This is a genomic window from Pseudomonas sp. 06C 126 (assembly GCF_001855215.1).
Classification (GTDB): Bacteria; Pseudomonadota; Gammaproteobacteria; order Pseudomonadales; family Pseudomonadaceae; genus Aquipseudomonas; species Aquipseudomonas proteolytica.
In genome coordinates this window covers 1-23,915 of the sequence record NZ_MIFU01000110.1, presented here as the reverse complement: position 1 = coordinate 23,915, position 23,915 = coordinate 1, and the positions used below count along the sequence as shown (strand labels likewise).

Annotated in this window: 22 protein-coding genes; 19 read left to right on the top strand and 3 right to left on the bottom strand. The window is 61.8% G+C overall.

Translation table 11 applies throughout. The annotated features are described in order from the left end of the window. The first annotated feature begins 307 nt into the window (after window positions 1-307). From BHC62_RS22105 to BHC62_RS22030, 16 genes are all read left to right on the top strand, one after another. Window positions 308-1,018, top strand: a complete 711-nt coding sequence (locus BHC62_RS22105; protein ID WP_029300194.1) for a tellurite resistance TerB family protein — start codon at window positions 308-310, stop codon at window positions 1,016-1,018. Window positions 1,019-1,165: 147 nt separating this feature from the next. Then, window positions 1,166-2,788 (top strand): methyl-accepting chemotaxis protein, encoded by a 1,623-nt coding sequence (locus BHC62_RS22100; protein WP_070996172.1) that lies wholly within the window; start codon window positions 1,166-1,168, stop codon window positions 2,786-2,788. Then, window positions 2,788-3,309: a chemotaxis protein CheW gene (locus tag BHC62_RS22095; RefSeq protein ID WP_070996171.1), complete on the top strand. Its 522-nt coding sequence runs from the start codon at window positions 2,788-2,790 to the stop codon at window positions 3,307-3,309. The genes BHC62_RS22100 and BHC62_RS22095 overlap by 1 nt, the downstream gene beginning before the upstream one ends. Next, the gene (locus BHC62_RS22090) at window positions 3,309-4,574 is read left to right on the top strand and encodes a CheR family methyltransferase (RefSeq protein ID WP_070996170.1); all 1,266 of its coding nucleotides are present in this window, start codon (window positions 3,309-3,311) and stop codon (window positions 4,572-4,574) included. Before BHC62_RS22095 ends, BHC62_RS22090 begins: the two co-directional genes overlap by 1 nt. After that, window positions 4,571-5,269 (top strand): chemotaxis protein CheW, encoded by a 699-nt coding sequence (locus tag BHC62_RS22085; RefSeq protein ID WP_029300185.1) that lies wholly within the window; start codon window positions 4,571-4,573, stop codon window positions 5,267-5,269. Before BHC62_RS22090 ends, BHC62_RS22085 begins: the two co-directional genes overlap by 4 nt. After that, on the top strand, window positions 5,266-7,563 hold the full coding sequence (locus tag BHC62_RS22080; protein WP_029300183.1) for a hybrid sensor histidine kinase/response regulator: 2,298 nt from the start codon (window positions 5,266-5,268) through the stop codon (window positions 7,561-7,563). Before BHC62_RS22085 ends, BHC62_RS22080 begins: the two co-directional genes overlap by 4 nt. Beyond that, window positions 7,560-8,570, top strand: coding sequence for a chemotaxis response regulator protein-glutamate methylesterase (locus BHC62_RS22075; RefSeq protein WP_029300181.1), 1,011 nt, complete (start codon window positions 7,560-7,562; stop codon window positions 8,568-8,570). Before BHC62_RS22080 ends, BHC62_RS22075 begins: the two co-directional genes overlap by 4 nt. Before the next feature lie 51 nt (window positions 8,571-8,621). Then, window positions 8,622-9,623 carry a diguanylate cyclase domain-containing protein gene (locus tag BHC62_RS22070; RefSeq protein WP_029300179.1) on the top strand — a complete coding sequence of 334 codons (1,002 nt, stop codon included), beginning with the start codon at window positions 8,622-8,624 and terminating at the stop codon, window positions 9,621-9,623. A 236-nt stretch (window positions 9,624-9,859) separates the two neighbouring features. Further along, a protein-coding gene (gene prfB / locus BHC62_RS22065; protein ID WP_104911704.1) for a peptide chain release factor 2 occupies window positions 9,860-10,955 on the top strand; the annotation gives its coding sequence in 2 pieces (ribosomal slippage) (window positions 9,860-9,931 and window positions 9,933-10,955; 1,095 coding nt in all). A gap of 94 nt (window positions 10,956-11,049) precedes the next feature. Further along, window positions 11,050-12,552 (top strand): lysine--tRNA ligase, encoded by a 1,503-nt coding sequence (lysS, locus tag BHC62_RS22060; RefSeq protein WP_029300176.1) that lies wholly within the window; start codon window positions 11,050-11,052, stop codon window positions 12,550-12,552. A gap of 108 nt (window positions 12,553-12,660) precedes the next feature. Then, on the top strand, window positions 12,661-13,377 hold the full coding sequence (locus tag BHC62_RS22055) for a TetR/AcrR family transcriptional regulator (RefSeq protein WP_029300174.1): 717 nt from the start codon (window positions 12,661-12,663) through the stop codon (window positions 13,375-13,377). A gap of 155 nt (window positions 13,378-13,532) precedes the next feature. Further along, entirely contained in the window at window positions 13,533-14,081 is a 549-nt protein-coding gene (locus tag BHC62_RS22050; RefSeq protein ID WP_029300172.1) for a hypothetical protein, read from the top strand. Between the two features lie 21 nt (window positions 14,082-14,102). Beyond that, the gene (locus BHC62_RS22045) at window positions 14,103-15,380 is read left to right on the top strand and encodes a flavohemoglobin expression-modulating QEGLA motif protein (RefSeq protein ID WP_029300170.1); all 1,278 of its coding nucleotides are present in this window, start codon (window positions 14,103-14,105) and stop codon (window positions 15,378-15,380) included. 133 nt (window positions 15,381-15,513) lie between these two features. Further along, complete coding sequence (locus tag BHC62_RS22040) at window positions 15,514-16,428, top strand: alpha/beta hydrolase (RefSeq protein ID WP_070996169.1); 915 nt, start codon at window positions 15,514-15,516, stop codon at window positions 16,426-16,428. After that, window positions 16,425-16,751, top strand: coding sequence for a hypothetical protein (locus BHC62_RS22035; protein ID WP_029300165.1), 327 nt, complete (start codon window positions 16,425-16,427; stop codon window positions 16,749-16,751). The genes BHC62_RS22040 and BHC62_RS22035 overlap by 4 nt, the downstream gene beginning before the upstream one ends. 97 nt (window positions 16,752-16,848) lie before the next feature. Continuing rightward, complete coding sequence (locus BHC62_RS22030) at window positions 16,849-17,154, top strand: hypothetical protein (protein ID WP_070996168.1); 306 nt, start codon at window positions 16,849-16,851, stop codon at window positions 17,152-17,154. Window positions 17,155-17,246: 92 nt separating this feature from the next. Here the strand turns inward: BHC62_RS22030 and BHC62_RS22025 are convergent, their stop codons facing one another. The 3 genes from BHC62_RS22025 to BHC62_RS22015 all read right to left on the bottom strand — a co-directional run bounded on the left by BHC62_RS22025 (window position 17,247) and on the right by BHC62_RS22015 (window position 19,147). Then, the gene (locus BHC62_RS22025) at window positions 17,247-18,029 is read right to left on the bottom strand and encodes an OmpA family protein (RefSeq protein ID WP_029300161.1); all 783 of its coding nucleotides are present in this window, start codon (window positions 18,027-18,029) and stop codon (window positions 17,247-17,249) included. Window positions 18,030-18,083: 54 nt separating this feature from the next. Continuing rightward, on the bottom strand, window positions 18,084-18,509 hold the full coding sequence (locus BHC62_RS22020; RefSeq protein WP_029300159.1) for a DUF4398 domain-containing protein: 426 nt from the start codon (window positions 18,507-18,509) through the stop codon (window positions 18,084-18,086). Window positions 18,510-18,802: 293 nt separating this feature from the next. Beyond that, window positions 18,803-19,147 (bottom strand): pilin assembly protein, encoded by a 345-nt coding sequence (locus BHC62_RS22015; protein WP_070996167.1) that lies wholly within the window; start codon window positions 19,145-19,147, stop codon window positions 18,803-18,805. 201 nt (window positions 19,148-19,348) lie between these two features. Between BHC62_RS22015 and ppc the strand changes: the two genes are divergently transcribed. The 3 genes from ppc (at window position 19,349) to tsaB (ending at window position 23,712) form a co-directional block, all read left to right on the top strand. Then, window positions 19,349-21,994, top strand: a complete 2,646-nt coding sequence (gene ppc / locus BHC62_RS22010) for a phosphoenolpyruvate carboxylase (protein WP_070996166.1) — start codon at window positions 19,349-19,351, stop codon at window positions 21,992-21,994. A 293-nt stretch (window positions 21,995-22,287) separates the two neighbouring features. Next, window positions 22,288-22,935, top strand: a complete 648-nt coding sequence (gene adk / locus BHC62_RS22005) for an adenylate kinase (protein WP_029300155.1) — start codon at window positions 22,288-22,290, stop codon at window positions 22,933-22,935. Window positions 22,936-23,025: 90 nt separating this feature from the next. Further along, window positions 23,026-23,712 carry a tRNA (adenosine(37)-N6)-threonylcarbamoyltransferase complex dimerization subunit type 1 TsaB gene (gene tsaB / locus BHC62_RS22000; RefSeq protein ID WP_029300153.1) on the top strand — a complete coding sequence of 229 codons (687 nt, stop codon included), beginning with the start codon at window positions 23,026-23,028 and terminating at the stop codon, window positions 23,710-23,712. Window positions 23,713-23,915 lie beyond the last annotated feature (203 nt).

Sequence of the window (23,915 nt, the reverse complement as noted above, 5' to 3'; positions counted from 1 at the left end):
ACACGGCCATGGATGGCCGATCGCGGCGGGCCCACGGAGCAATGCCTGACTGCGGGCATGCCGAGCCTAGGCGAGGCACCGAGTGGTGGGGCAAGAGCCCTTTGGTTACTTTGGGGCTTTTCCAAAGTGACCCGCCGTAAGGGCGGAACCCTAAGTGGCCGTAACCGCAGCAACGGATATGTACCCAACCCCAACCCCAACCCCAGTTGAGTTACATCTGGAAGCACTCTATATCCAGGAATATTGGCACTTAGTTTTACGCTGACAGCCTATTAAACCTATGAACCCAAGTTTCTGGAGGCTATGAATGAATACCCGTGGATTGCTTGATCAGTTGCTCAAGTCCGGCCAGGACATGCTGCAAAAAAAGGCGGGCGGTCAACGTAAAGGCGATGACAAAGGCGCACTGGGCGGCCTGCTCGGCGGTGGTGGGCTCGGCAGTCTGTTGGGCGGCGCGGGTGGCGGGGCGTTGGCCGCCGGGGCCATGGGCCTGCTGCTGGGCAACAAAAAAGCCCGCAATTTTGGCGGTAAAGCCCTCACCTATGGCGGTCTCGCAGCACTAGGCGTAATTGCCTACAAGGCCTATGGCAACTGGCAGGCACAACAGGCCGGCGCACCTAAAGGCGAGCCACAGACCCTCGACCGCTTGCCACCGGCCCAGGTCGAGCTGCACAGCCAGGCAATTCTCAAGGCCCTGGTGGCCGCGGCCAAGGCCGATGGCCATGTGGACGAGCGCGAGCGCACCTTGATCGAAGGTGAGTTCGTCAAGCTCGACAACGACCAGGAGCTGCAACACTGGCTGCATGCCGAGCTCAACAAACCCTTGGACCCGGCTGATGTAGCCCGCGCCGCCAGCACCCCGGAAATGGCCGCCGAAATGTACATCGCCAGCGTCATGCTGGTGGACGAGGAAAACTTCATGGAGAAGTCCTACCTCGACGAACTGGCCCGCCAGCTCAAGTTGGAACCGGGGCTTAAGACGGAACTGGAAAAACAGGTACGCCAAGCCACGCTCTGACCCGCCCCGCACAAAAACACACCCCGCAGCCGGACAGGTTGCGGGGTGTTTTTGTATTCCTTGAGACTTGGGCCACAACCCATTGATAAATGATGGCACGGCCTCAGCTATACTCCCCGGCATTTGATCGGCCCTCGAGGAAATACTGTGAAGAACTGGACCTTGCGCCAACGCATATTGGCGAGCTTTGCGGTCATTATCGCCATCATGCTGCTGATGGTTGTGGTCTCGTATTCACGGTTGCTGAAGATCGAAACGAGTGAAAACTCGGTGCGCGACGACGCCGTGCCGGGGGTGTTTTTCAGCTCGATGATCCGCAGCGCCTGGGTCGACAGCTACCTGCAGACCCAGGAATTGATCGGTTTGCGCGAGCACCAGGGCATTTCCGATGCTGACCGCCAGGATTACAAGACGTTCGAGGCGCGCCTTGAGCAGCATATGGCCAGTTACGCCAAGACCATCAATATCGACCAGGATCGTACCGAGTTCGACACCTTCGAAACCCTGCACCAGAAGTACAACCAGGTGCTGGCCCAGGTGCTGGAACTGCACCTGGCCAACAAGGAGGCCGAGGCCGTCAAGATGTTCGACGAGCAACTGACCCCGGCCTGGACCGCAGGCCGTATGAAGCTCAACGACATCATCAACGAGAACAAAAAAGTTGCGGATGACGCCACCGCCGCCATCGATGGCGCCGTGGCCGCGGCGAAAATCAGCATGGGCGTTTCGCTGCTCCTCGCGATCCTCGCCGCTGCCCTGTGCGGGCTGTTGCTGATGCGCGCGATCATGGCGCCGATGAAGCGCATCGTCGATATCCTCGAAACCATGCGTACCGGCGATCTGAGCAAGCGCCTGAACCTGGACCGCAAGGACGAGTTCGGTGCCGTCGAGACCGGCTTCAACGACATGATGACCGAGCTCACCGCCCTGGTTTCCCAGGCCCAGCGGTCGTCGGTACAGGTCACCACATCGGTGACCGAGATTGCCGCCACCTCCAAGCAGCAACAGGCCACCGCCACTGAAACCGCCGCCACCACCACCGAAATCGGTGCCACTTCGCGGGAAATCGCGGCCACGTCCAAGGACCTGGTGCGCACCATGACCGAAGTGTCCACCGCTGCCGACCAGGCCTCGGTGGCCGCCGGTTCCGGCCAGCAAGGCCTGGCCCGCATGGAAGAAACCATGCACTCGGTGATGGGCGCCGCCGATCTGGTGAACGCCAAGCTGGCGATCCTCAATGAGAAGGCCGGCAACATCAACCAGGTGGTGGTGACGATCGTCAAGGTGGCCGACCAGACCAACCTGCTGTCCCTCAATGCCGCCATCGAGGCCGAGAAAGCCGGTGAGTACGGACGCGGCTTTGCCGTGGTGGCCACCGAAGTACGGCGCCTGGCAGACCAGACCGCCGTGGCCACCTACGACATCGAGCAGATGGTGCGCGAGATCCAGTCCGCCGTATCGGCTGGGGTAATGGGCATGGATAAGTTCTCCGAAGAAGTGCGTCGCGGCATGTTCGAAGTGCAGCAAGTGGGCGAGCAACTGTCGCAGATCATCCACCAAGTCCAGGCCTTGGCGCCGCGGGTGCTGATGGTCAACGAGGGCATGCAGGCCCAGGCCACGGGTGCCGAGCAGATCAACCATGCGCTGGTGCAGTTGGGCGACGCCAGCAGCCAGACCGTGGAGTCGCTGCGCCAGGCCAGCTTTGCCATTGATGAATTGAGCCAGGTTGCGGTGGGTTTGCGCAGCGGCGTGTCGCGTTTCAAAGTCTGATGAGTGATCCAGCGGCGAAACGCGGCGTGGCGGCGGCAGCCAAAAAAGCCTTGTTCCTGGTGTTTCATATCGGCAGCGAGCGCTACGCCCTCAAGGCCACGGAAGTGGCCGAGGTGTTGCCGCGCCTGCCGCTCAAGCCCATCGCCCATGCGCCGGTGTGGGTCGCCGGGATCTTTGCCCATCGCGGCAACATGGTGCCGGTGATCGACCTCAGCGCCCTGACCTTTGGTACGCCGGCCCAGGCCCGCACCAGCACACGGCTGGTACTGGTCAACTATCGTCCAGAGGCTTGGCTGGAGTCGCGCTGGCTGGGGCTGATCCTCGAACAGGCGACTGATACCCTGCGCTGCGATCCGGCGGATTTCCAACCCTATGGCCTGGACAATCGCCAAGCGCCGTACCTGGGGCCGGTGCGCGAAGACGAACAGGGCCTGACACAGTGGATCGGCGTCGCCGATCTGCTCACCGCCGAGGTCCGCGCCTTGCTGTTTGCCCCCGACCTGATTGTTGGGGAGGCGTGATGAGCAATGACCAACGCTTTTTCGACTTCCTCAAGGAGCGAATCGGCCTGGATGTCGCCTCGGTGGGCGAGGCGATTATCGAGCGCGCCGTGCGCCAGCGCAGCCAGGCGTTGCAGGGGCTGAGTGCCGATCAATACTGGCAGCGCCTGCAAACCAGCGGCGATGAACAACAGGCGCTGATCGAAGCGGTCATCGTCCCCGAGACCTGGTTTTTTCGTTATCCCGAATCCTTTGCCACCCTGGCGCGGCTGGCGGTGGCGCGGCTGGGCGAGATCAAGCACATGCGCGCCTTGCGCATCCTCAGCCTGCCGTGCTCCACCGGTGAAGAGCCTTATTCCATCGCCATGGCCCTGCTCGATGCGGGCCTTTCGCCTCACCAGTTCAAGGTGCAAGGCATGGACGTCAGCCCACTGTCGGTGGAGCGGGCGCGACGTGGGGTGTATGGCAAGAATTCTTTCCGTGGCCAGGACATCGAGTTTCGTGAGCGGCATTTCAGCGCCGAAGAGGATGGCTACCGTGTCTGCGACCGGGTGCGTGAACAGGTGCGTCTGCAGGTGGGCAACCTGCTCGATCCGCAGCTGTTGGCCAACGAGCCCACCTATGATTTTGTGTTCTGCCGCAACCTGCTGATCTACTTCGACCAGCCGACCCAGAAGCAGGTATTTGAAGTGCTCAAGGGCCTGACCCATGTCGACGGCGTGCTGTTTATCGGCCCGGCCGAAGGCAGCCTGCTGGGACGCCTGGGCATGCGCTCGATTGGTGTGCCGCAGTCATTTGCCTTCAGCCGTCATGCCGAAGCGGTACCCGATCCGGTCTACATCCCCGTAGCGCCTCCGGCGCCCCAGCGCAGCGCCGCGCCGATTCCGAGCAAGCCCCGACCCTTCAGCGCATTCGCGGCGCCGGTGGTGCCGATCAAGCCTGCGCCCGTGCACTCGGATGCGGCGCAGCTGCTCGGTCAGATCGCGACCCTGGCCAATGAAGGCAAAAGCCTTGAGGCCCGCGCTGCCTGCGAGCGTTACCTGCAAAACCATCCACCGGCGGCCCAGGTCTTCTACTGGCTGGGCCTGCTCAGTGACGTGGCGGGTAGCGCCCTCGAAGCCCAGGGGTATTATCGAAAAGCCTTGTACCTGGAACCCCAGCATCCGCAGGCCTTGATGCACCTGGCCGCGCTGCTCGAATCCCAGGGCGATACGGCGGGGGCGCGGCGCTTGCAAGCCCGTGCTGCCCGCAGCGAGCGAGCCGCTGACAGTGAGCGTAAACGATGAGTAGCTCTGCATCCCCGGATACCGACCTGGACCTGACGGTTGCCGATACCCAGGCTATCGATGATTGCTGGAACCGCATTGGGATCCACGGCGACAAGTCCTGCCCGTTGCTGGCCGAGCATATCCACTGCCGCAATTGCGCGGTGTATTCCGCAGCCGCCACCCGCCTGCTGGATCGTTATGCCTTGGCGCAGCAAGACCATCGTCATGCCGTCGCCGCGCAGGCCGATGATGAGGTCGCCACCCGTTCATTGCTGATGTTCCGCTTGGGCGAGGAGTGGCTGGGCATCGCCACCCGTTGCCTGGTGGAAGTAGCGCCCCTGCAGCCGATCCACTCCTTGCCCCACCAGCGCTCCCGGGCGCTGCTCGGGGTCGCCAATGTGCGCGGTGCGCTGGTGGCCTGCCTGTCCCTGGTGGAGTTGTTGGGGCTCGACAGCACCGCCGGCGGCCCCAGCGGTGGGCGGATCATGCCGCGTATGCTGATCATCGCCGCGCAGGATGGCCCGGTGGTGGTGCCGGTGGACGAAGTGGATGGTATCCACGCCATTGATGAGCGCACCCTCAAAGCGGCATCTGCGTCCGGTACCCAGGCCAGTGCCCGCTATACCCAGGGTGTGTTGCAGTTCAAAGGCCGCAGCCTGCGCTGGCTGGACGAGGCGCAACTGCTGTCTGCCGTGACCCGGAGCCTGTCATGACCCCCGACCAGATGCGCGACGCCTCGCTGCTGGAACTGTTCAGCCTGGAAGCCGATGCCCAGACCCAGGTGCTCAGCGCCGGCTTGCTGGCCCTGGAGCGCAACCCGACCCAGGCCGACCAGCTTGAAGCCTGCATGCGCGCGGCGCATTCGCTCAAGGGCGCGGCGCGGATTGTCGGAGTCGACGCCGGCGTCAGCGTTGCCCACGTGATGGAAGATTGCCTGGTCAGCGCCCAGGAAAGCCGCTTGTACCTGCAACCCGAACATATCGACGCGTTGTTGCAGGGCACTGACCTGCTGATGCGCATTGCCACACCGGGCAATACCGTGGGCCCGGCCGATATCGAGGGGTACGTGGCGCTGATGGAGCGCTTGCTGGACCCCTCGCAACCCACGGCCAAAGTGGTTGCACCGCCGCCTGTGCCGGAGCTGCTTGCGCAGCCGCTGCCGTCCCTTGAAGAATCGCTGCTGTTGCCCCCGGAACCAGAGGCCGCGCCGCCCCTGGGCAGTGAAGCGCCGCGCCAGAACAAGCGCATGACCGAAGGCGGCGAACGGGTCTTGCGGGTCACGGCCGAGCGCTTGAACAGCCTGTTGGACCTGTCCAGCAAGTCCCTGGTGGAAACCCAGCGACTCAAGCCGTACCTGTCCAGCCTGCAACGCCTCAAACGCATTCAAAGCAACGGCGCCCGGGCCCTGGACAACCTCGATGGCCAACTCAAGACCCTCGACCTGAGCCTTGAAGCCCAGGAAGCCCTGGGCGATGCCCGCCGCCTGCTGGGCGAAGCGCAGTTGCTGCTGGCAGAAAAGACCGCCGAGCTCGATGAATTCGGCTGGCAGGCCGGCCAGCGTGCCCAGGTGCTGTATGACACGGCGCTGGCGTGTCGCATGCGGCCGTTTGCCGATGTACTGGCGGGGCAGGTGCGCATGGTGCGTGACCTGGGCCGCAGCCTGGGCAAGCAGGTGCGTCTGGAAATCGAAGGCGAAAAGACCCAGGTGGACCGCGATGTCCTGGAAAAACTTGAAGCGCCGCTGACCCATTTGCTGCGCAATGCCGTCGATCACGGCATCGAAATGCCCGAGCAGCGCCTGCTGGCGGGCAAGCCGGCCGAGGGCCTGATCCGCCTGCGCGCCTCGCACCAGGCTGGCCTGCTGGTGCTGGAATTAAGCGATGACGGCAACGGCGTCGATCTGGAGCGCCTGCGCGCCAGTATTGTCGAGCGCAATCTGTCGCCGCTGGAAACGGCCTTGCGCCTGAGCGAAGAGGAATTGCTGACCTTCCTGTTCTTGCCGGGCTTCAGCCTGCGCGACAAGGTCACTGAGGTCTCCGGGCGCGGCGTCGGCCTGGACGCGGTGCAGCACATGGTCCGCCAATTGCGCGGCGCGGTGGTGCTGGAGCAGACGGCGGGGCAGGGCAGCCGCTTTCATCTGGAAGTGCCGTTGACCCTGTCGGTGGTGCGCAGCCTGGTGGTGGAAGTCGGCGAAGAAGCCTATGCCTTCCCCCTGGCCCATATCGAACGCATGTGCGACCTGGAACCCGACGAAATCGTGCAACTGGAAGGCCGCCAGCATTTCTGGCACGAGGGCCGGCATGTCGGCCTGGTCGCGGCCAGCCAGCTGTTGCAGCGCCCGCCCGGGCAGACCAGCCAGGACACCCTCAAGGTTGTGGTGATCCGCGAGCGCGAAGCGGTGTACGGGATTGCCGTGGAACGCTTTATCGGCGAGCGCACCCTGGTGGTGTTGCCGCTGGATGATCGCCTGGGCAAGGTGCAGGACATTTCTGCCGGCGCGCTGCTCGATGACGGTTCGGTGGTGTTGATCGTCGATGTCGAGGACATGCTGCGCTCGGTGGACAAGTTGCTCAACACCGGCCGCCTGGAGCGCATTGCCCGACGCGCCCAGCAAACCGTCGAGGCTGCGCGCAAGCGCATCCTGGTGGTGGATGACTCACTCACCGTGCGCGAACTGCAGCGCAAGCTATTACTTAACCGTGGATATGACGTGGCGGTCGCCGTCGATGGTATGGATGGCTGGAATGCTCTGCGCTCCGAAGACTTCGACCTGCTGATCACTGACATTGATATGCCCCGCATGGACGGTATTGAATTGGTCACACTGTTGCGCCGTGACACTCGCCTGCAGTCGCTGCCGGTGATGGTGGTGTCTTACAAGGATCGCGAAGAAGACCGGCGTCGTGGCCTGGATGCCGGCGCCGACTATTACTTGGCCAAGGCCAGCTTCCATGATGACGCCCTGCTTGATGCGGTGGTGGAACTGATTGGAGGGGCACGCGCATGAAGATCGCCATCGTCAATGACATGCCCCTGGCGGTCGAGGCATTGCGCCGGGCCTTGAGCCTCGAACCGGCCCATGAGGTGGTGTGGGTCGCCACTAACGGCCTGGAAGCCGTGCAGCGCTGCGCCGAGTTGACCCCGGACCTGATCCTGATGGACCTGATCATGCCGGTGATGGATGGGGTCGAGGCGACCCGGCAAATCATGGCCGAGACGCCATGCGCTATCGTTATCGTTACGGTGGATCGCCAGCAGAATGTCAGCCGCGTCTTCGAAGCCATGGGCCATGGCGCCCTGGATGTGGTGGACACCCCGGCGCTGGGGGTTGGCGATGCCAAGGAGGCGGCGGCGCCCTTGTTGCGCAAGATCCTCAATATTGGCTGGCTGATCGGCCAGCGCGGCAGCCGGGTGCGGGCGGAACCGGTGCCCGCACGGGGGACCGGCAAACGCCAGAGCCTGGTGGCGATCGGCTCTTCGGCAGGCGGTCCGGCCGCGTTGGAAATCCTGCTCAAGGGCTTGCCTCGGGACTTTGCGGCAGCCATTGTGCTGGTGCAGCATGTGGACCAGGTATTCGCCGCCGGCATGGCCGAGTGGCTGAGCAGTGCCTCGGGCCTGCCGGTGCGCCTGGCGCGTGAGGGGGAGCCCCCGCAGAGTGGCGTGGTGTTGCTGGCCGGCACCAATCATCATATCCGGCTGCTGAAAAACGGCACGCTGGCCTACACGGCGGAGCCCGTGAACGAAATTTATCGGCCGTCCATCGACGTGTTTTTCGAGAGCGTCGCCAGCCATTGGAACGGCGATGCCGTCGGCGTCTTGCTGACCGGCATGGGGCGCGACGGAGCCCAGGGACTCAAATTGATGCGTCAGCAGGGTTATCTGACCATCGCTCAGGATCAGCAGAGCTGTGCAGTTTACGGCATGCCCAAAGCGGCAGCGGCGATTGATGCCGCTGTTGAGATTCGCCCATTGGACAGAATTGCGCCACGATTGCTGGAGGTATTCGCAAAATGACCGATATAACTCGCTGTCCTGGCCTGCACGTAGTAACTCAGGTGACCGCAAATGAATGATTTACAGCTCGACGACTTCAAGACCGACGAAAACGCCGCCATGGTGTTGCTGGTGGACGACCAGGCGATGATCGGCGAAGCCGTGCGGCGCGGTCTGGCCCATGAGGACAATATCGACTTCCACTTTTGTGCCGACCCCCACCAGGCGATCTCCCAGGCGATCCGCATCAAGCCGACAGTGATCCTTCAGGACCTGGTCATGCCCGGGCTGGACGGCCTGACCCTGGTGCGCGAATACCGCAACCACCCGGCGACCCAGAACATTCCGATCATCGTGCTCTCCACCAAGGAAGACCCGCTGATCAAGAGCGCCGCGTTTGCCGCCGGGGCCAATGACTACCTGGTGAAACTGCCGGACAACATCGAGCTGGTGGCGCGTATCCGCTACCACTCGCGTTCCTACATGACCCTGCTGCAACGGGACGCGGCCTACCGTGCGCTGCGGGTCAGCCAGCAACAGTTGCTGGACACCAACCTGGTCCTGCAACGCTTGATGAACTCCGATGGCTTGACCGGGCTGTCCAACCGCCGGCATTTCGACGAGTACCTGGAACTGGAATGGCGGCGTGCCATGCGTGACCAGACCCAGCTGTCGTTGCTGATGATCGACGTGGATTTCTTCAAGACCTACAACGACAGCTTCGGGCATCTGGAAGGTGATGAAGCGTTGCGCAAGGTGGCAGCGACTATCCGCGATGCCAGCAGCCGTCCTTCGGACCTGCCGGCGCGCTACGGAGGTGAGGAATTTGCCCTGGTGCTGCCCAATACTTCGCCGGGTGGCGCGCGGTTGGTGGCCGAGAAACTGCGCCAGGCCGTTGCCGCGCTGAAGATCCCGCACATCGCACCTTCTGACGGGGCAAGCCTGACCATCAGCATTGGCCTGGCGACCATGACGCCGCTGCTGGGCACCGATTGCCGGCAGTTGATCTCGGCGGCGGACAAGGGGTTGTACCTGGCCAAGCATAACGGGCGCAACCAGGTGGGGATCGAATAACCCGCAGAACACCGCCAACCCAATGTGGGAGCTGGCTTGCCTGCGATGGCGTCGCCTTGGTCTACTTGATACACCGAGGCGTCTGCATCGCAGGCAAGCCAGCTCCTACATTTGCTCTTTATCGGTCTGTGGATATCACACAAACCCCGCCTTTTCGGCCAAGCGGACTGCCGTTTCCGGCCTTTTGCCGTTATACTCGCCGGCTTTCAAAAGTTCGCCAACGAGTGCTGCCCGCCATGGAAATCAACCCGATCCTTAACACCATCAAGGACCTGTCCGAGCGCTCCGAAACTATTCGGGGGTATCTTTGACTACGATCAAAAGCATGAGCGTCTGACCGAAGTCAATCGCGAGCTTGAAGATCCGGCTGTCTGGAACAAACCTGAATACGCCCAGGAACTGGGCCGCGAGCGCGCTGCGCTGGCGCAGATCGTCGACACCCTCGACGAATTGAACACCGGTCTGGGCGACTGCCGCGACCTGCTGGACATGGCCGTCGAAGAAAACGACGAAGGCGCAGTGGGCGATGTCGTCGCCGAGCTGGCCCGTCTCGAGGACAACCTCGCCAAACTCGAATTCCGCCGCATGTTCAGCCACGAAATGGACCCGAACAACGCCTACCTGGATATCCAGGCCGGTTCCGGCGGCACCGAAGCCCAGGACTGGGCCAACATCCTGCTGCGCATGTACCTGCGCTGGGCTGACAAACGCGGTTTCGAAGCAACCATCATGGAACTGTCCGCCGGTGAAGTCGCCGGTATCAAGGGCGCGACCGTGCATATCAAGGGTGAATACGCCTTTGGCTGGCTGCGGACCGAGATCGGCGTTCACCGCCTGGTGCGCAAGAGCCCGTTCGACTCCGGCAACCGTCGCCACACCTCGTTCTCTGCAGTGTTCGTCTCGCCAGAGATCGACGACAAAGTCGAAATCGAGATCAACCCGGCCGACCTGCGCATCGACACCTACCGCTCCTCCGGTGCCGGTGGCCAGCACGTAAACACCACCGACTCGGCCGTACGTATCACCCACGTACCGACCAACACCGTGGTCAGCTGCCAGAACGAACGTTCCCAGCACGCCAACAAGGACACCGCCATGAAAATGCTGCGGGCCAAGTTGTACGAGCAGGAGATGCAGAAGCGCAACGCTGCTTCCCAGGCGCTGGAAGACACCAAATCGGATATCGGCTGGGGTCACCAGATCCGTTCGTATGTGCTCGATGCGTCGCGGATCAAGGATCTGCGCACTAACATCGAACGCAGCGATTGCGACAAGGTGCTCGACGGCGATATCGACGAATACCTGGAAGCCAGCCTGAAGTCAGGCCTGTAATACGCTGACAAACCGCGATCCCTGTAGGAGCGGGCTTGCCCGCGATCCCCGGCCGCAGGCCTGGGACAACGAACCAGATGGAATATTTAAAGACATGAGCGACCAACAACTCGATCCGCAGGCCCTGCAACAGGAAGAAAACTCTCTGATCGCCCTGCGCAAGGAAAAGCTTGCTGCCGAGCGCGCCAAGGGTAACGCCTTCCCCAACGACTTCCGCCGCGAAAACTACTGCGATGCCTTGCAGAAGCAATACGCAGACAAGACCAAGGAAGAGCTGGCAGAAGCTGCGATTCCGGTCAAGGTTGCAGGTCGCATCATGCTCAACCGTGGCTCGTTCATGGTGATCCAGGACATGACCGGGCGCATCCAGGTCTACGTCAACCGCAAGACGCTCTCGGAAGAAACCCTGGCCTCGGTGAAAACCTGGGACATGGGCGACATCATTGCCGCCGAAGGCACCCTGGCCCGTTCGGGCAAGGGCGACCTCTACGTTGAAATGACCAACGTGCGCCTGCTGACCAAGTCGCTGCGCCCGCTGCCAGACAAGCACCACGGCCTGACCGACACCGAGCAGCGTTATCGCCAGCGCTACGTCGACCTGATCGTCAACGAAGAAGTGCGCCAGACTTTCCGTGTGCGTTCGCAAGTGATCGCGCACATCCGCAGCTTCCTGATGGCACGTGACTTCCTCGAAGTCGAGACGCCGATGCTGCAGACCATTCCGGGCGGCGCGGCAGCCAAGCCGTTCGAAACCCACCACAATGCCCTGGACATGGAAATGTTCCTGCGCATCGCCCCGGAGCTGTACCTCAAGCGCCTGGTGGTCGGTGGCTTTGAGAAAGTGTTCGAGATCAACCGCAACTTCCGCAACGAAGGTGTCTCGACCCGTCACAACCCAGAATTCACCATGTTGGAGTTCTACCAGGCGTACGCCGACTACGAAGACAACATGGACCTGACCGAAGAACTGTTCCGCGAGCTGGCGCAGCTCGTTCTCGGGACTACCGACGTGCCGTACGGCGACAAGGTATTCCACTTCGGCGAGCCGTTCGTGCGCCTGTCGGTGTTCGATTCGATCCTCAAGTACAACCCTGAGCTGACCGCTGACGACCTGAACGACATCGACAAGGCCCGTGCCATCGCCAAGAAAGCCGGGGCCAAGGTCCTGGGCTTCGAAGGCCTGGGCAAGCTGCAGGTGATGATTTTCGAAGAACTGGTGGAGCACAAGCTGGAACAGCCGCACTTCATTACCCAGTACCCGTTCGAAGTGTCGCCGCTGGCCCGTCGCAACGATGACAACCCGAACGTCACCGACCGTTTCGAGCTGTTCATCGGTGGTCGCGAAATCGCCAACGCCTACTCCGAGTTGAATGACGCCGAAGACCAGGCTGAGCGCTTCATGGCCCAGGTAGCCGACAAGGACGCCGGTGACGACGAAGCCATGCACTACGACGCCGACTTTGTTCGCGCGCTGGAGTACGGCATGCCGCCAACGGCTGGTGAAGGTATTGGTATCGACCGTCTGGTGATGCTGTTGACCAACTCACCGTCGATCCGCGATGTGATCTTGTTCCCGCATATGCGGCCACAAGCGTAGTCTTAGCGAATGCCGAAGCCGCCTTTTATAAGGCGGCTTTTTTGTGTGGCCTGTACTAACGTCAAGCATACGGCGCCAGACTTTTGTTGAGTGAGAGGACGATCTTTCGTGAAGCGCGTAATGGCTCAAGAAGGCGCCGCTGGCATCGCTGCCGCCGTGGCAGAGAGTGTTCAGTACCAGGGCCGCAAGGCCAGCCGCCAGGGCAGCGAGCAGCGTCGCCAGGATATTCTCGACGCGGCCATGCGTATTGTCGTGCGCGATGGCGTGCGGGCCGTGCGCCATCGGGCGGTGGCGGCAGAGGCCGGTGTGCCGCTGTCGGCCACCACCTACTATTTCAAGGATATCGACGACCTGCTCACCGACACCTTTGCCCAGTATGTGGAGCGCAGTGCCGCGTTCATGGGCAAGTTGTGGGTGCGCAACGAAGGCTTGTTGCGAGAAATGGTGGCCTACGGAGATGGCAGTGCCGAGTCGCGCTCGCAACTGGCCGATGATATTGCGCGCCTGACCGCCGATTACGTCCTGCGCCAACTGCTTAACCGTCGCGAATACTTGATGGCCGAGCAGGCGTTTCGCCAGGAGGCCTTGTTGAACCCGCGCCTGGGCGAGCTGGTCCGTTCTCACCAGCAGATTTTGTTGCAGGGCACTTGCCAGTTTTTCCAGGTGCTGGGTTCCCGTGAGCCGCAACAGGATGCCAAAGTGTTGACGGCGATTATCAGTCGGATGGAATATCAGGGCCTGCTGTTTGAGCCCGAGGCGCTGACCGGTGAAGAAATGCTCGAGATTCTCAAGCGCTACATGCACTTGGTGCTGGCTTCGGTCTGAGGTTTTTGCAGCACTATGTACCTGCCCATGTAGGAGCGAGCTTGCTCGCGAAGGGCGTTAACGATAACGCGGGGAACCTGACTCCCTGCGTTGCCCTCAGGCTTTTCGCGAGCAAGCTCGCGCCTACAGAAGATCGCTCATTGCTGGAGTGTCCGATGAAAGCTTGGCGTGTACTGGTAGTCGCAATGTCGTTCCTGTTGCTCAGTGGTTGCTTGGTAACTTTCAAGGAGCCCTTGCCGGCCAGCGAGGCTGCGCCTGAGGCGCTGTTGGGCAAGTGGGCCAGCAAGAACGCCTGGGGCGAACCGCTCAACCTGCAGATCAGCCGCGCGGGCGAGCGTCGCTACAAGGCGGTGAGCACCTCGCAGACCAAGCCGGTCAAGCGCGACGAATACCTGTTCAGCGTGTCCCGTCACGGCAACCGCTGGTACCTGTCGGCGCCGCTGCCGGACAAGCTCGGCGGGCACTTTATCCTGGCCGGCTTCGAATTCAATGATGCCCGCGAACTGGTGGTCTATAACCTCGATCCCGAGGCGATCAACCAGGCCATCGCGCAGAAAATCCTGACGGGCAGCAGCGTAGAGACGGTCGAGGGCGACGGGACATTGGTCGACAGCCCCATGAGTCAGGTCCTGGCTTACCTGGATGATCCGGCCAACGCCGATGTGTTTGTCGAAGCCGTGCGCTATCAGCGCGTGGGCAAATAACGTTTAAAGAGGAAGCACCGGGTGGACGATTACCAGCAGACGATACGCACCTTGTCCGATCGCATTGTGCTGGCGCAAACACCGATCCGCGTCCTCGACGCTGTGAAGTGGGACGACAACATTCGCAAGGGCTTCCTCCAGGGCAAGGGCAAGCACATGCCGGCGGTGGACCGCGATTATTACTTGAACCGGCCACTGTCGTTCGATTCGAGCAAGGTGAAGCTGGAGTTCCAGAACATCGAGCGCGATATCACCCGCCAGTTGGGCCAGTTCAATCCGGTCGGGCAGATCATGCGGCGCATGTGCAAGGAATACCGCATGGTGGTGCGCATGCTCGAAGCCCGTGGTACCGAGGACTTCGGCCTGATTTCCCAGGAACTCTACGGCGCCGCGTCCGATGCATTCCATGCCGGCGACCCGACCCTGGCCGACCTGGGCCTGATGCTTTCCGACTACCTGAACAACATCGACGGGCGTGGCGACCTCAAGGACGAAGCCAAGACCTTGACCGCCAAGGACGCCGTGAGCCTGCTGCAAAGCCGCCTGAACAAGGTGTTTGGCGAGGCCGAGGAAACCATCCGCGTATTTGAGTCCGACGGCATCGTGGCCGACGCAGCGGCGGGGGCCGACTACATCAAGATCCGCGCCGATGCGATGTTCAACGAGCGCGATGTGCGGGCCCTGGAAGTCCACGAGGGGCTGGTTCACGTGGGCACCACCCTCAATGGCCAGAACCAGCCGATCTGCACCTTCCTGTCCAAGGGGCCACCGTCGTCGACCGTGACCCAGGAAGGCCTGGCGATCCTGATGGAGATCATCACCTTCGCCTCCTACCCCAGCCGCCTGCGCAAGCTGACCAACCGCACCCGTGCGATCCATATGGTGGAAGAGGGCGCTGATTTCCTGCAGGTGTTCGAGTTCTTCCGCGAGCAGGGCTTTGAAATGGCCGAGAGCTACGGCAATGCCAGCCGGGTATTCCGCGGCTCGACCCCGACGGGCCTGCCGTTTACCAAGGATTTGTCCTATCTCAAGGGCTTTATCATGGTCTACAACTACATCCAGCTGGCCGTGCGCAAAGGCAAGTTGGAGCAGGTGCCGCTGTTGTTCTGCGGCAAGACCACCCTGGAAGACATGCGCACCTTGCGCCAGTTGGTGGACGAAGGCCTGGTGGTGCCGCCTAAATACCTGCCGGACCAGTTCCGCGACATGAACGCCTTGTCGGCGTGGATGTGCTTCTCAAACTTCCTCAACCACCTGAGCCTGGATCGGATCGAGGCGGATTACTCCAACATCCTCTGACCCACCCCATCAACTGTAGGAGCCGGCTTGCCGGCGATAGCGATCCGCCAGACAAGGCTGTATCACGGGTAGACTGCGATCGCCGGCAAGCCGGCTCCTACAGTGTCCTCACCCACTTACGAGGTTTCAACGGATGAGACTGCTCGCCATTCTATGCCTGCTTCTGACCCTCAATGGCTGCAGCTCGCTGTTGTTCTACCCCGAGCCCGGCCTGCCCTTTACCCCGCAACAGGCGCGCCTGGAATACCGTGACGTCACCCTGACCACCGCCGACGGCGTGCAGCTGCGGGCCTGGTGGCTACCGGCCAAGCCCGGCGTGCCGCTCAAGGGCACGGTGCTGCACCTGCACGGCAACGGTGGCAACCTGTCCGGGCACCTGGGGGGCAGTTGGTGGTTGCCGGCCCAGGGCTATCAAGTGCTGATGCTGGACTACCGCGGCTATGGCGTATCGCAAGGCAAACCTTCATTGCCGGCCATCTACCAGGACTTGGATGCCGCTTTCCAGTGGCTCGACCAGGCGCCCGAGGCCCAGGGCCAGCCGCTGGTCGTCCTGGGCCAGAGCCTGGGCGGGGCGTTGGCGGTGCATTACCTGGCGGCTCACCCTGCGCGCCAACCCCGGCTCAAGGCGCTGGTGCTGGACGGGGTGCCTGCCAGTTATCGTGATGTAGGGCAATTCGCCCTGAGTACTTCCTGGCTAACATGGCCGTTTCAGGTGCCGTTGTCATGGCTGGTGCCGGACGCCGACAGCGCGATCCACGGCATGCCACAGCTGACCGGCGTGCCGAAACTGCTGTTCCACAGTCTGGATGATCCGATCGTGCCGCTTTCCAACGGCATCCGTCTGTATCAAGCTGCGCCGCCGCCCAGGGTGCTGCAACTGACCCGGGGTGGGCATGTGCAGACCTTTGCCGACAAGACCTGGCAAACCGTGATGCTGCGCTACCTTGACGACCCGCAGCATTTCAATGGCCTGCGCCGCCTGGGGGAGATCCCCAATTACCCGGCGGCCGCCAATCCTCAAGTTGAACCATCAGAGAGTCCGCAATGAGCGAAGAACGCAACATGATCCCCCTGATCCTCACCGGCATCGGCACCATCATCGGCACCGTGGGTTGCCTGTGGTACTACGGTTACCTGCACTTCGCCAAGCCCGAGGATGCGTTGCTGCTCAGCGACTACACCATGCTCAAGACCGTGCCCGGCGAAGACTATAAAGTCTCCCTGACCCCGGCACCCCAGGTGGCGCAATGCGTTGATGGCGTGCTGGTGTTGTTCGACACCGAGCAAAAGGGGCTGACGGGTGTGCTGGTAAACAGCAAGAAGCAGGCAGTGCGCTGCATGGGCCAGGAAACCCCACAGCTGGAGCAGTAAGCAAACCGGTAATTTTTGGAACCACATTCTGTATGAAGCCACTGATTGGGGGGTCAGCACCGCTGACAAGCAACCCTCAATTAGGTGGAGTATCGCGATGAGTATTGGTGGAATAGGTGGTTTTAGCGGGTTTGGTAATTTCGGCGGCGGCGGCCTTGGTGATTCCGGCAACATGGTCGGCAAGGACGTGGGCGGTGCTCAGCAGCAGGGCAAAACGGATCCTGAAGCCTTGAGAAAGCTCCTGGAGATGCTGTTGGCCAGTGCCGGTGGTGCAGGCGGCTCTCAGGGCGCCGGCGAAGGGGATGAGCAAGACTCGCCACGCAAACAGATGAATGGCGAAAAACAGCAGGGTATGCAGAACATGATGCCGCAGGAGAACAACAATCCGGTCAACTTCGGCTAACCGCAAGCAACCGGTCGGCAGGTGTTTCTTTTGCAAAAAAAAGCCCTGCCTGGAACTCAGGCAGGGCTTTCAGACCGGTAGACGTCAGGCGGTTATTGCACCGAAGAACGTGGCTTGACCGGCTGGTTGTCGTTGGAGATGGTCACTTCAACGCGACGGTTCATGGCACGGCCCGAAACGCTGCCGTTATCGGCAATCGGGTATTCCTTGCCATAGCCTGCGGTCACGATGCGGCTTGGGTTAACGCCCATCTTGATCAGCGCAACCTGTACCGAAGTGGCACGGCGCTCAGACAGGGTCTGGTTGTAGGCCGCGCTGCCGGTGCTATCGGTGTAGCCTTCGACGATTACTTTGCGATCCGGGTTTTCCTGGAGGAATTGCGCCAGTTTGTTGATGTTCATCAGACCGCTGGATTTCAGGTCGGCCTTGTTGGTAGCGAACAGCACGTCACCGAAAGTCACCAGGGTGCCGCGTTCGGTCTGCTTGGCATTCAAGCTGTTTTGCAGTTGCTTGATCTGCGCGTCACGGGCCTCGAGCAAGGCGCGGGCACGTTCGTCACCGGCATTTTTCAGCTTGGCTTCGGACTCGCGCAGGGCGATGGTGTCCTTGGCGACTTCAACGCGCTGGTTGGTCAGGTAGGCCAGCTGGTCGACCTTCTTCTCGTCTTCCTTGTCGCGGTAGGCCTTGTCGGCCTTGTCCAGCCATTCGCTGGCGTCCTTGGTTTCCAGGGCGGCGATTTTGGTCGCTTGCGGGTTGGCTTGCAGGGCCGAGAAATTGGTCCGTGCATTTTCCAGGTTGGCGTTAGGCGGTGTGGAGCAGGCCGCCAGTGCAACGCTCATCGCCAGCAGGGCAGGGATCATCAATTGTTTACGCATAATGGTGTCGTCCTTTCAATTCGATTTCGGGTGCGATGCAAACAAGGGCGCTGCTTACTTCTGCTGGATCACAGCAGGACGCATGCCTTCGTTACGCAGCTCCTGAACAGCCTTCTGGGAATCCTTGAGCGCCAGATCAGCCTTGGCAGCCTGGGCCTTACGCTCTGCAACGCGAGCGTCCCACTCAGCCTGTTCGGCCAGACGACGGGCTTCGTCGTACTTCTTGTCATGCATGGCCAGCTCGGCTTGCTTGAGCTTGTCCTGGGCAGCTTTCATTTCCACGGCAGCGTATTCGGTACCGCCAGCGCTGACGGCGCTGTTCACGGCCGATTGGGTCACCGCGTACTGCTCGGTCGGCGGGTTGCCGGCGCAGCCCGCGAGGACGAAGCTGGTGCCGATTGCCAACGCGGCCAATTTAAGCCCGCGCAGGTGGTTAAACGAGGATTTGGCAGTGCTGGTCTTCATCGTCTTCAACTCCATTGGATAACTCCTGAAAAACATCAAATCCATCTACGGTGTTCAGCGTCTGCGTTTTGGCGGTGAAGCTCAGTTTGCCTTTTCAAACGCCTGTTCCAAGTGATGGCTTACTGGCTGTGACCCGAGGCTTTTTTGAATAGTTCAGCCAAAGATGGCGATTTGCCCGAAAAAACATCTGAACAAATCTGACTGAAGGGTCAGCGTTTAAAAATCGGAACTTTTGCCATGCGCAGAGGTATGCCGGGCCTATAAAAGGCCCGGTAGCCGGGGGGATGGTGTTTTTCAGCGGATGTTTATCAGTGTTTCTGATCGTCAGGCATGCCCGACATATCCTGCAGGTAGCGTCGTGAAAGCGACAGGAAGCGCGGGGTTGGGCCCACGTCCTCATACAAAGGATCGCCCTCTTCATCGGTGGCAATCACATGCTGGCCCCGGATATAGGGGAAGCTGGCTTCCAGCTCTTCGAGGGCGGCGCCGATCAGCTCACCGAGCAATTCCTCGGTGCTGCGCTTGGGGTACATCTCGCGGATGGCCGCCAGCCGTGCGGCGGCCTCTACATCCAGGTGGATGGCATATTCGGTCTTGGTCAGGCGACCCTTGGCGGTTTCTTCCCATTGCTGGGCCAGTTCTCGGATTTTCATGGCAACCTCAGTTATGCCCAGGGTAGCGGGCGGTGATGAGTGACCGGTCGCGGCGTGGATAACGCCACGACGTACCCTTGAGACTAGCTGCAACCCACAAAGTTGTAAGCGCGTCGCTGCCGAACATCGCTTGTAAGACCGCGCCTTGATCGGCACTCTTGCAGATCAAAGCGTCCCGGATTCCTGGCTGGAGATTGGCTGATGAGCGATATCGATGCACGTTTGCGTGAAGATGTTCACCTGCTGGGTGAGCTGCTGGGCAACACGATTCGAGAGCAGTACGGTGATGAGTTCCTCGACAAGATCGAGCAGATTCGCAAAGGCGCCAAGGCCGATCGCCGTGGTGGCGCCACGGAGGCGGCGGCCGGCGAAGAGCTGAGTGCCAGCCTCAACCAGTTGCAAGAAGACGAGTTGCTGCCGGTGGCGCGTGCGTTCAACCAGTTCCTCAACCTGGCCAATATCGCTGAGCAGTATCAACTGATTCACCGGCGCGATGAATCACAGCCGGCCCCGTTCGAATCGCGGGTACTGCCCGAGTTGCTGGCGCGCTTGCAGCGTGAAGGCCATAGCAGCGAATCCCTGGCCCGGCAGTTGGCGCGCCTGGAAATCGAGCTGGTGCTCACCGCCCACCCGACCGAGGTTGCGCGCCGCACGCTGATCCAGAAATACGACGCTATCGCCGCACAATTGGCCTTGCAGGATCACCGTGACCTGACCAGCGCTGAGCGCGAGCAGATTCGCCAACGTTTGCAACGGCTGATCGCCGAAGCCTGGCACACCGAAGAAATTCGCCGCACCCGGCCCACTCCGGTGGACGAGGCCAAGTGGGGATTCGCGGTGATCGAGCATTCGCTGTGGCATGCCATCCCCAACTACCTGCGCAAAGCCGATCAAGCCTTGCACGCCGCCACCGGCCTGCGCCTGCCCTTGGAGGCGGCACCGATCCGCTTTGCCTCGTGGATGGGCGGTGACCGCGACGGCAACCCCAACGTGACGGCACCCGTGACCCGCAAAGTGCTGTTGCTGGCGCGCTGGATGGCTGCGGACCTGTACTTGCGCGATATCGATCACCTGGCATCCGAACTGTCGATGCAGCAGGCCAGCCCTGAGTTGCAGGCCAAGGTCGGTGACAGCGTCGAGCCTTACCGGGCCTTGCTCAAGCAACTGCGCGAACGCCTGCGCGCCACACGCAATTGGGCGCATGCGGCGTTGACCAGCAGCACCCCGGCGCCGGCCGATGTATTGCAAAACAACCGCGACCTGCTGGAACCGCTGGAGTTGTGCTATCAGTCCCTGCACGCCTGTGGCATGGGAGTGATTGCCGACGGCCCGCTGCTTGATTGCCTGCGCCGTGCGGTAACGTTTGGCCTGTTCCTGGTACGCCTGGACGTGCGCCAGGACTCCAGCCGGCATTCGGCGGCGATGACCGAGATCACCGATTACCTGGGCCTGGGCCGCTATGAAGACTGGGACGAAGATGCGCGCATCACCTTCCTGATGAAGGAGCTGGCCAACCGTCGCCCCTTGTTGCCAGGCTACTTCAAGCCTTCGGCCGACACCGCCGAAGTGCTCAATACCTGTAAGGAAATTGCCGCTGCGCCGGCGGCGTCCCTCGGTTCCTACGTCATCTCCATGGCGGGCGCGGCATCCGATGTGTTGGCGGTGCAGTTGCTGCTCAAGGAGTCCGGGGTGCAGCGGCCGATGCGCGTGGTGCCGTTGTTCGAGACCCTGGCCGACCTGGACAACGCCGGCCCGGTGATCGAACGCCTGTTGCTGTTGCCCGGCTACCGCGCGCGGTTGCAAGGCCCGCAGGAAGTGATGATCGGCTATTCGGATTCGGCCAAGGACGCTGGCACCACCGCTGCTGCCTGGGCCCAGTACCGGGCCCAGGAGCGCCTGGTGGATATCTGCCGCGAGCAGCAGGTGGAACTGTTGTTGTTCCATGGGCGCGGTGGCACCGTTGGCCGTGGCGGCGGCCCGGCCCACGCGGCGATTCTGTCGCAGCCGCCGGGTTCGGTCGCCGGGCGTTTTCGCACCACCGAGCAAGGCGAGATGATTCGCTTCAAGTTCGGCTTGCCGGACATCGCCGAGCAGAACCTCAATCTGTACCTGGCCGCGGTGCTGGAGGCGACCTTGTTGCCACCGCCGCCACCGGAGCCGGCCTGGCGGCATTTGATGGATGAGTTGGCGGCCGATGGCGTCAGCGCCTATCGCGCCGTGGTGCGGGAAAATCCGCAGTTCGTCGAGTACTTCCGCCAGTCCACGCCCGAACAGGAGCTGGGCCGCTTGCCCCTGGGCAGTCGCCCGGCCAAGCGCCGTGCGGGAGGCATCGAAAGCCTGCGGGCGATCCCGTGGATTTTCGGCTGGACCCAGACCCGCCTGATGCTGCCGGCCTGGCTGGGTTGGGAAGCGGCCTTGAGCAAGGCCCTGGAGCGTGGCGAAGGCGAGTTGCTGGGGCAGATGCGCGAACAGTGGCCGTTCTTCCGCACCCGTATCGACATGCTGGAAATGGTCCTGGCCAAGGCCGACGCCGATATCGCCCGCCTGTATGACGAGCGTCTGGTGCAGCCTGACCTGCTGCCACTGGGGGCGCATTTACGCGACCTATTGTCGCAGGCGTGCGCGGTGGTGCTTGGCCTGACCGGGCAATCGCAGTTGCTGGCGCACAGTCCCGACACCCTGGAGTTCATCCGCCTGCGCAACACCTACCTCGACCCGTTGCACCTGTTGCAGGCCGAACTGCTGGCCCGGTCCCGCCAGCAGGAAGCGACACAGGACAGCCCTCTGGAACAGGCGCTGCTGGTGTCCGTGGCCGGTATTGCCGCCGGGCTGCGTAATACCGGCTGACATTTCTGACGTGTTCTCAAGGGCTTGCACACAAAACCGCCGGTTGACCCGAAAGGGCTCTGCCGGCGGTTTTGTGTCGGGGTTGCACCAAGGGATACCGCGACCAAAAGGCTTGTGTGGTGCGGGTTCTTCCGACTTTTGGCGGCTTGTGTGGTTAGGGCTCGCTGTGTATCTTGATCAGCCTTTGGCCGTTTGGGCGGCCTGGATTCGTATTTTTACGAGCATATTCTACGAGATTGGCCCCACGCGGCGAATCCGAGCGTCATCTCTATAAAAAATTGAGGAGCACATCGATGCGCGTCATTCTGCTGGGAGCTCCCGGGGCCGGTAAAGGTACTCAGGCAAAGTTCATCACTGAAAAGTTCGGCATTCCACAAATCTCCACTGGCGACATGCTGCGCGCTGCCGTCAAGGCCGGCACCGAGCTGGGCCTGATCGCCAAGAGCGTGATGGACAGCGGTGGCCTGGTCTCCGATGACCTGATCATCAACCTGGTCAAGGAACGCATCAGCCAGGAAGACTGCAAGAACGGTTTCCTGTTCGACGGTTTCCCACGCACCATTCCCCAGGCCGAAGCCCTGGTGAAGGCGGGCGTTGAACTGGACGCCGTGGTTGAAATCGCCGTTGAAGATGAAGAGATCGTCCAGCGTATTGCCGGTCGCCGCGTTCACGAAGCGTCGGGCCGCGTCTACCACATCGTCTACAACCCGCCAAAAGTGGCTGGCAAGGATGATGTAACCGGTGACGACCTGGTACAGCGCAAAGACGATACCGAAGAAACCGTGCGTCATCGCCTGTCGGTCTACCACTCCCAGACCAAGCCGCTGGTGGAGTTCTACCAGAAGCTGTCGGCTGCCCAGGGCAAGCCGAAATACAGCCACATCCCAGGCGTTGGTTCGGTTGAAGCCATCACCGCCAAGGTGCTGCAAGCGCTGAACTGATCTGACGATCGGCTTGATGTTCAACGGCCCGCTTGCGGGCCGTTGTTGTTTATACTGGCGCACTTTTTTTCGATTTGGACACCCACACCGATGAGCACCCTGCTGGCCCTGGACACCGCGACTGAAGCTTGCTCCGTTGCCCTGCTGCATGACGGCAAGGTCACGAGCCACTATGAGGTGATCCCCCGCTTGCACGCGCAAAAGCTGCTGCCGATGATCAAGCAGTTATTGCTCGATGCCGGCACCACCTTGTCGGCGGTGGACGCCATCGCTTTTGGCCGTGGCCCGGGTGCGTTCACCGGTGTGCGTATCGCCATTGGTGTGGTGCAGGGCCTGGCGTTCGCCCTGGAGCGGCCGGTGTTGCCGGTGTCCAACCTGGCAGTGCTGGCACAGCGTGCCCTGCGTGAGCATGGTGCGTCGCAGGTCGCGGCAGCCATTGATGCGCGGATGGATGAAGTCTATTGGGGCTGCTACCGCGAAACCGGTGGTGAGATGCGCCTGGTCGGTGTCGAGGCCGTGCAGCCGCCCGAGGCCGCTGCCTTGCCGGCGGATGCCAGCGGTGACTGGTTTGGCGCCGGTACGGGGTGGGGGTATGGCGAGCGTATCGCCGTGCCCACGGTCGGCCAGGATGCCGCGATGCTGCCCCATGCCGAAGACCTGCTGACCCTGGCGCGTTTTGCCTGGGAGCGCGGCGAGGCAGTCCCCGCCGATCAAGCCGCGCCGGTTTACCTGCGCGATAAAGTGGCGCAGACCAAGGCCGAACGCCAACAATCCTGACCCCATGTAGGAGCGAGCTTGCTCGCGAAGGTCGTTAACGATAACCCGGGGGACCTGACTCCCCGCGTTGCCCTGAGGTTTTTCGCGAGCAAGCTCGCTCCTACCAGTGGGCGGGGTTGGACGCCTGCCGGTATTTTGTAGGAGCGAGCTTGCTCGCGAAGGTCGCTAACGATAACGCTGTGAACCTGACTCCCCGCATTGCC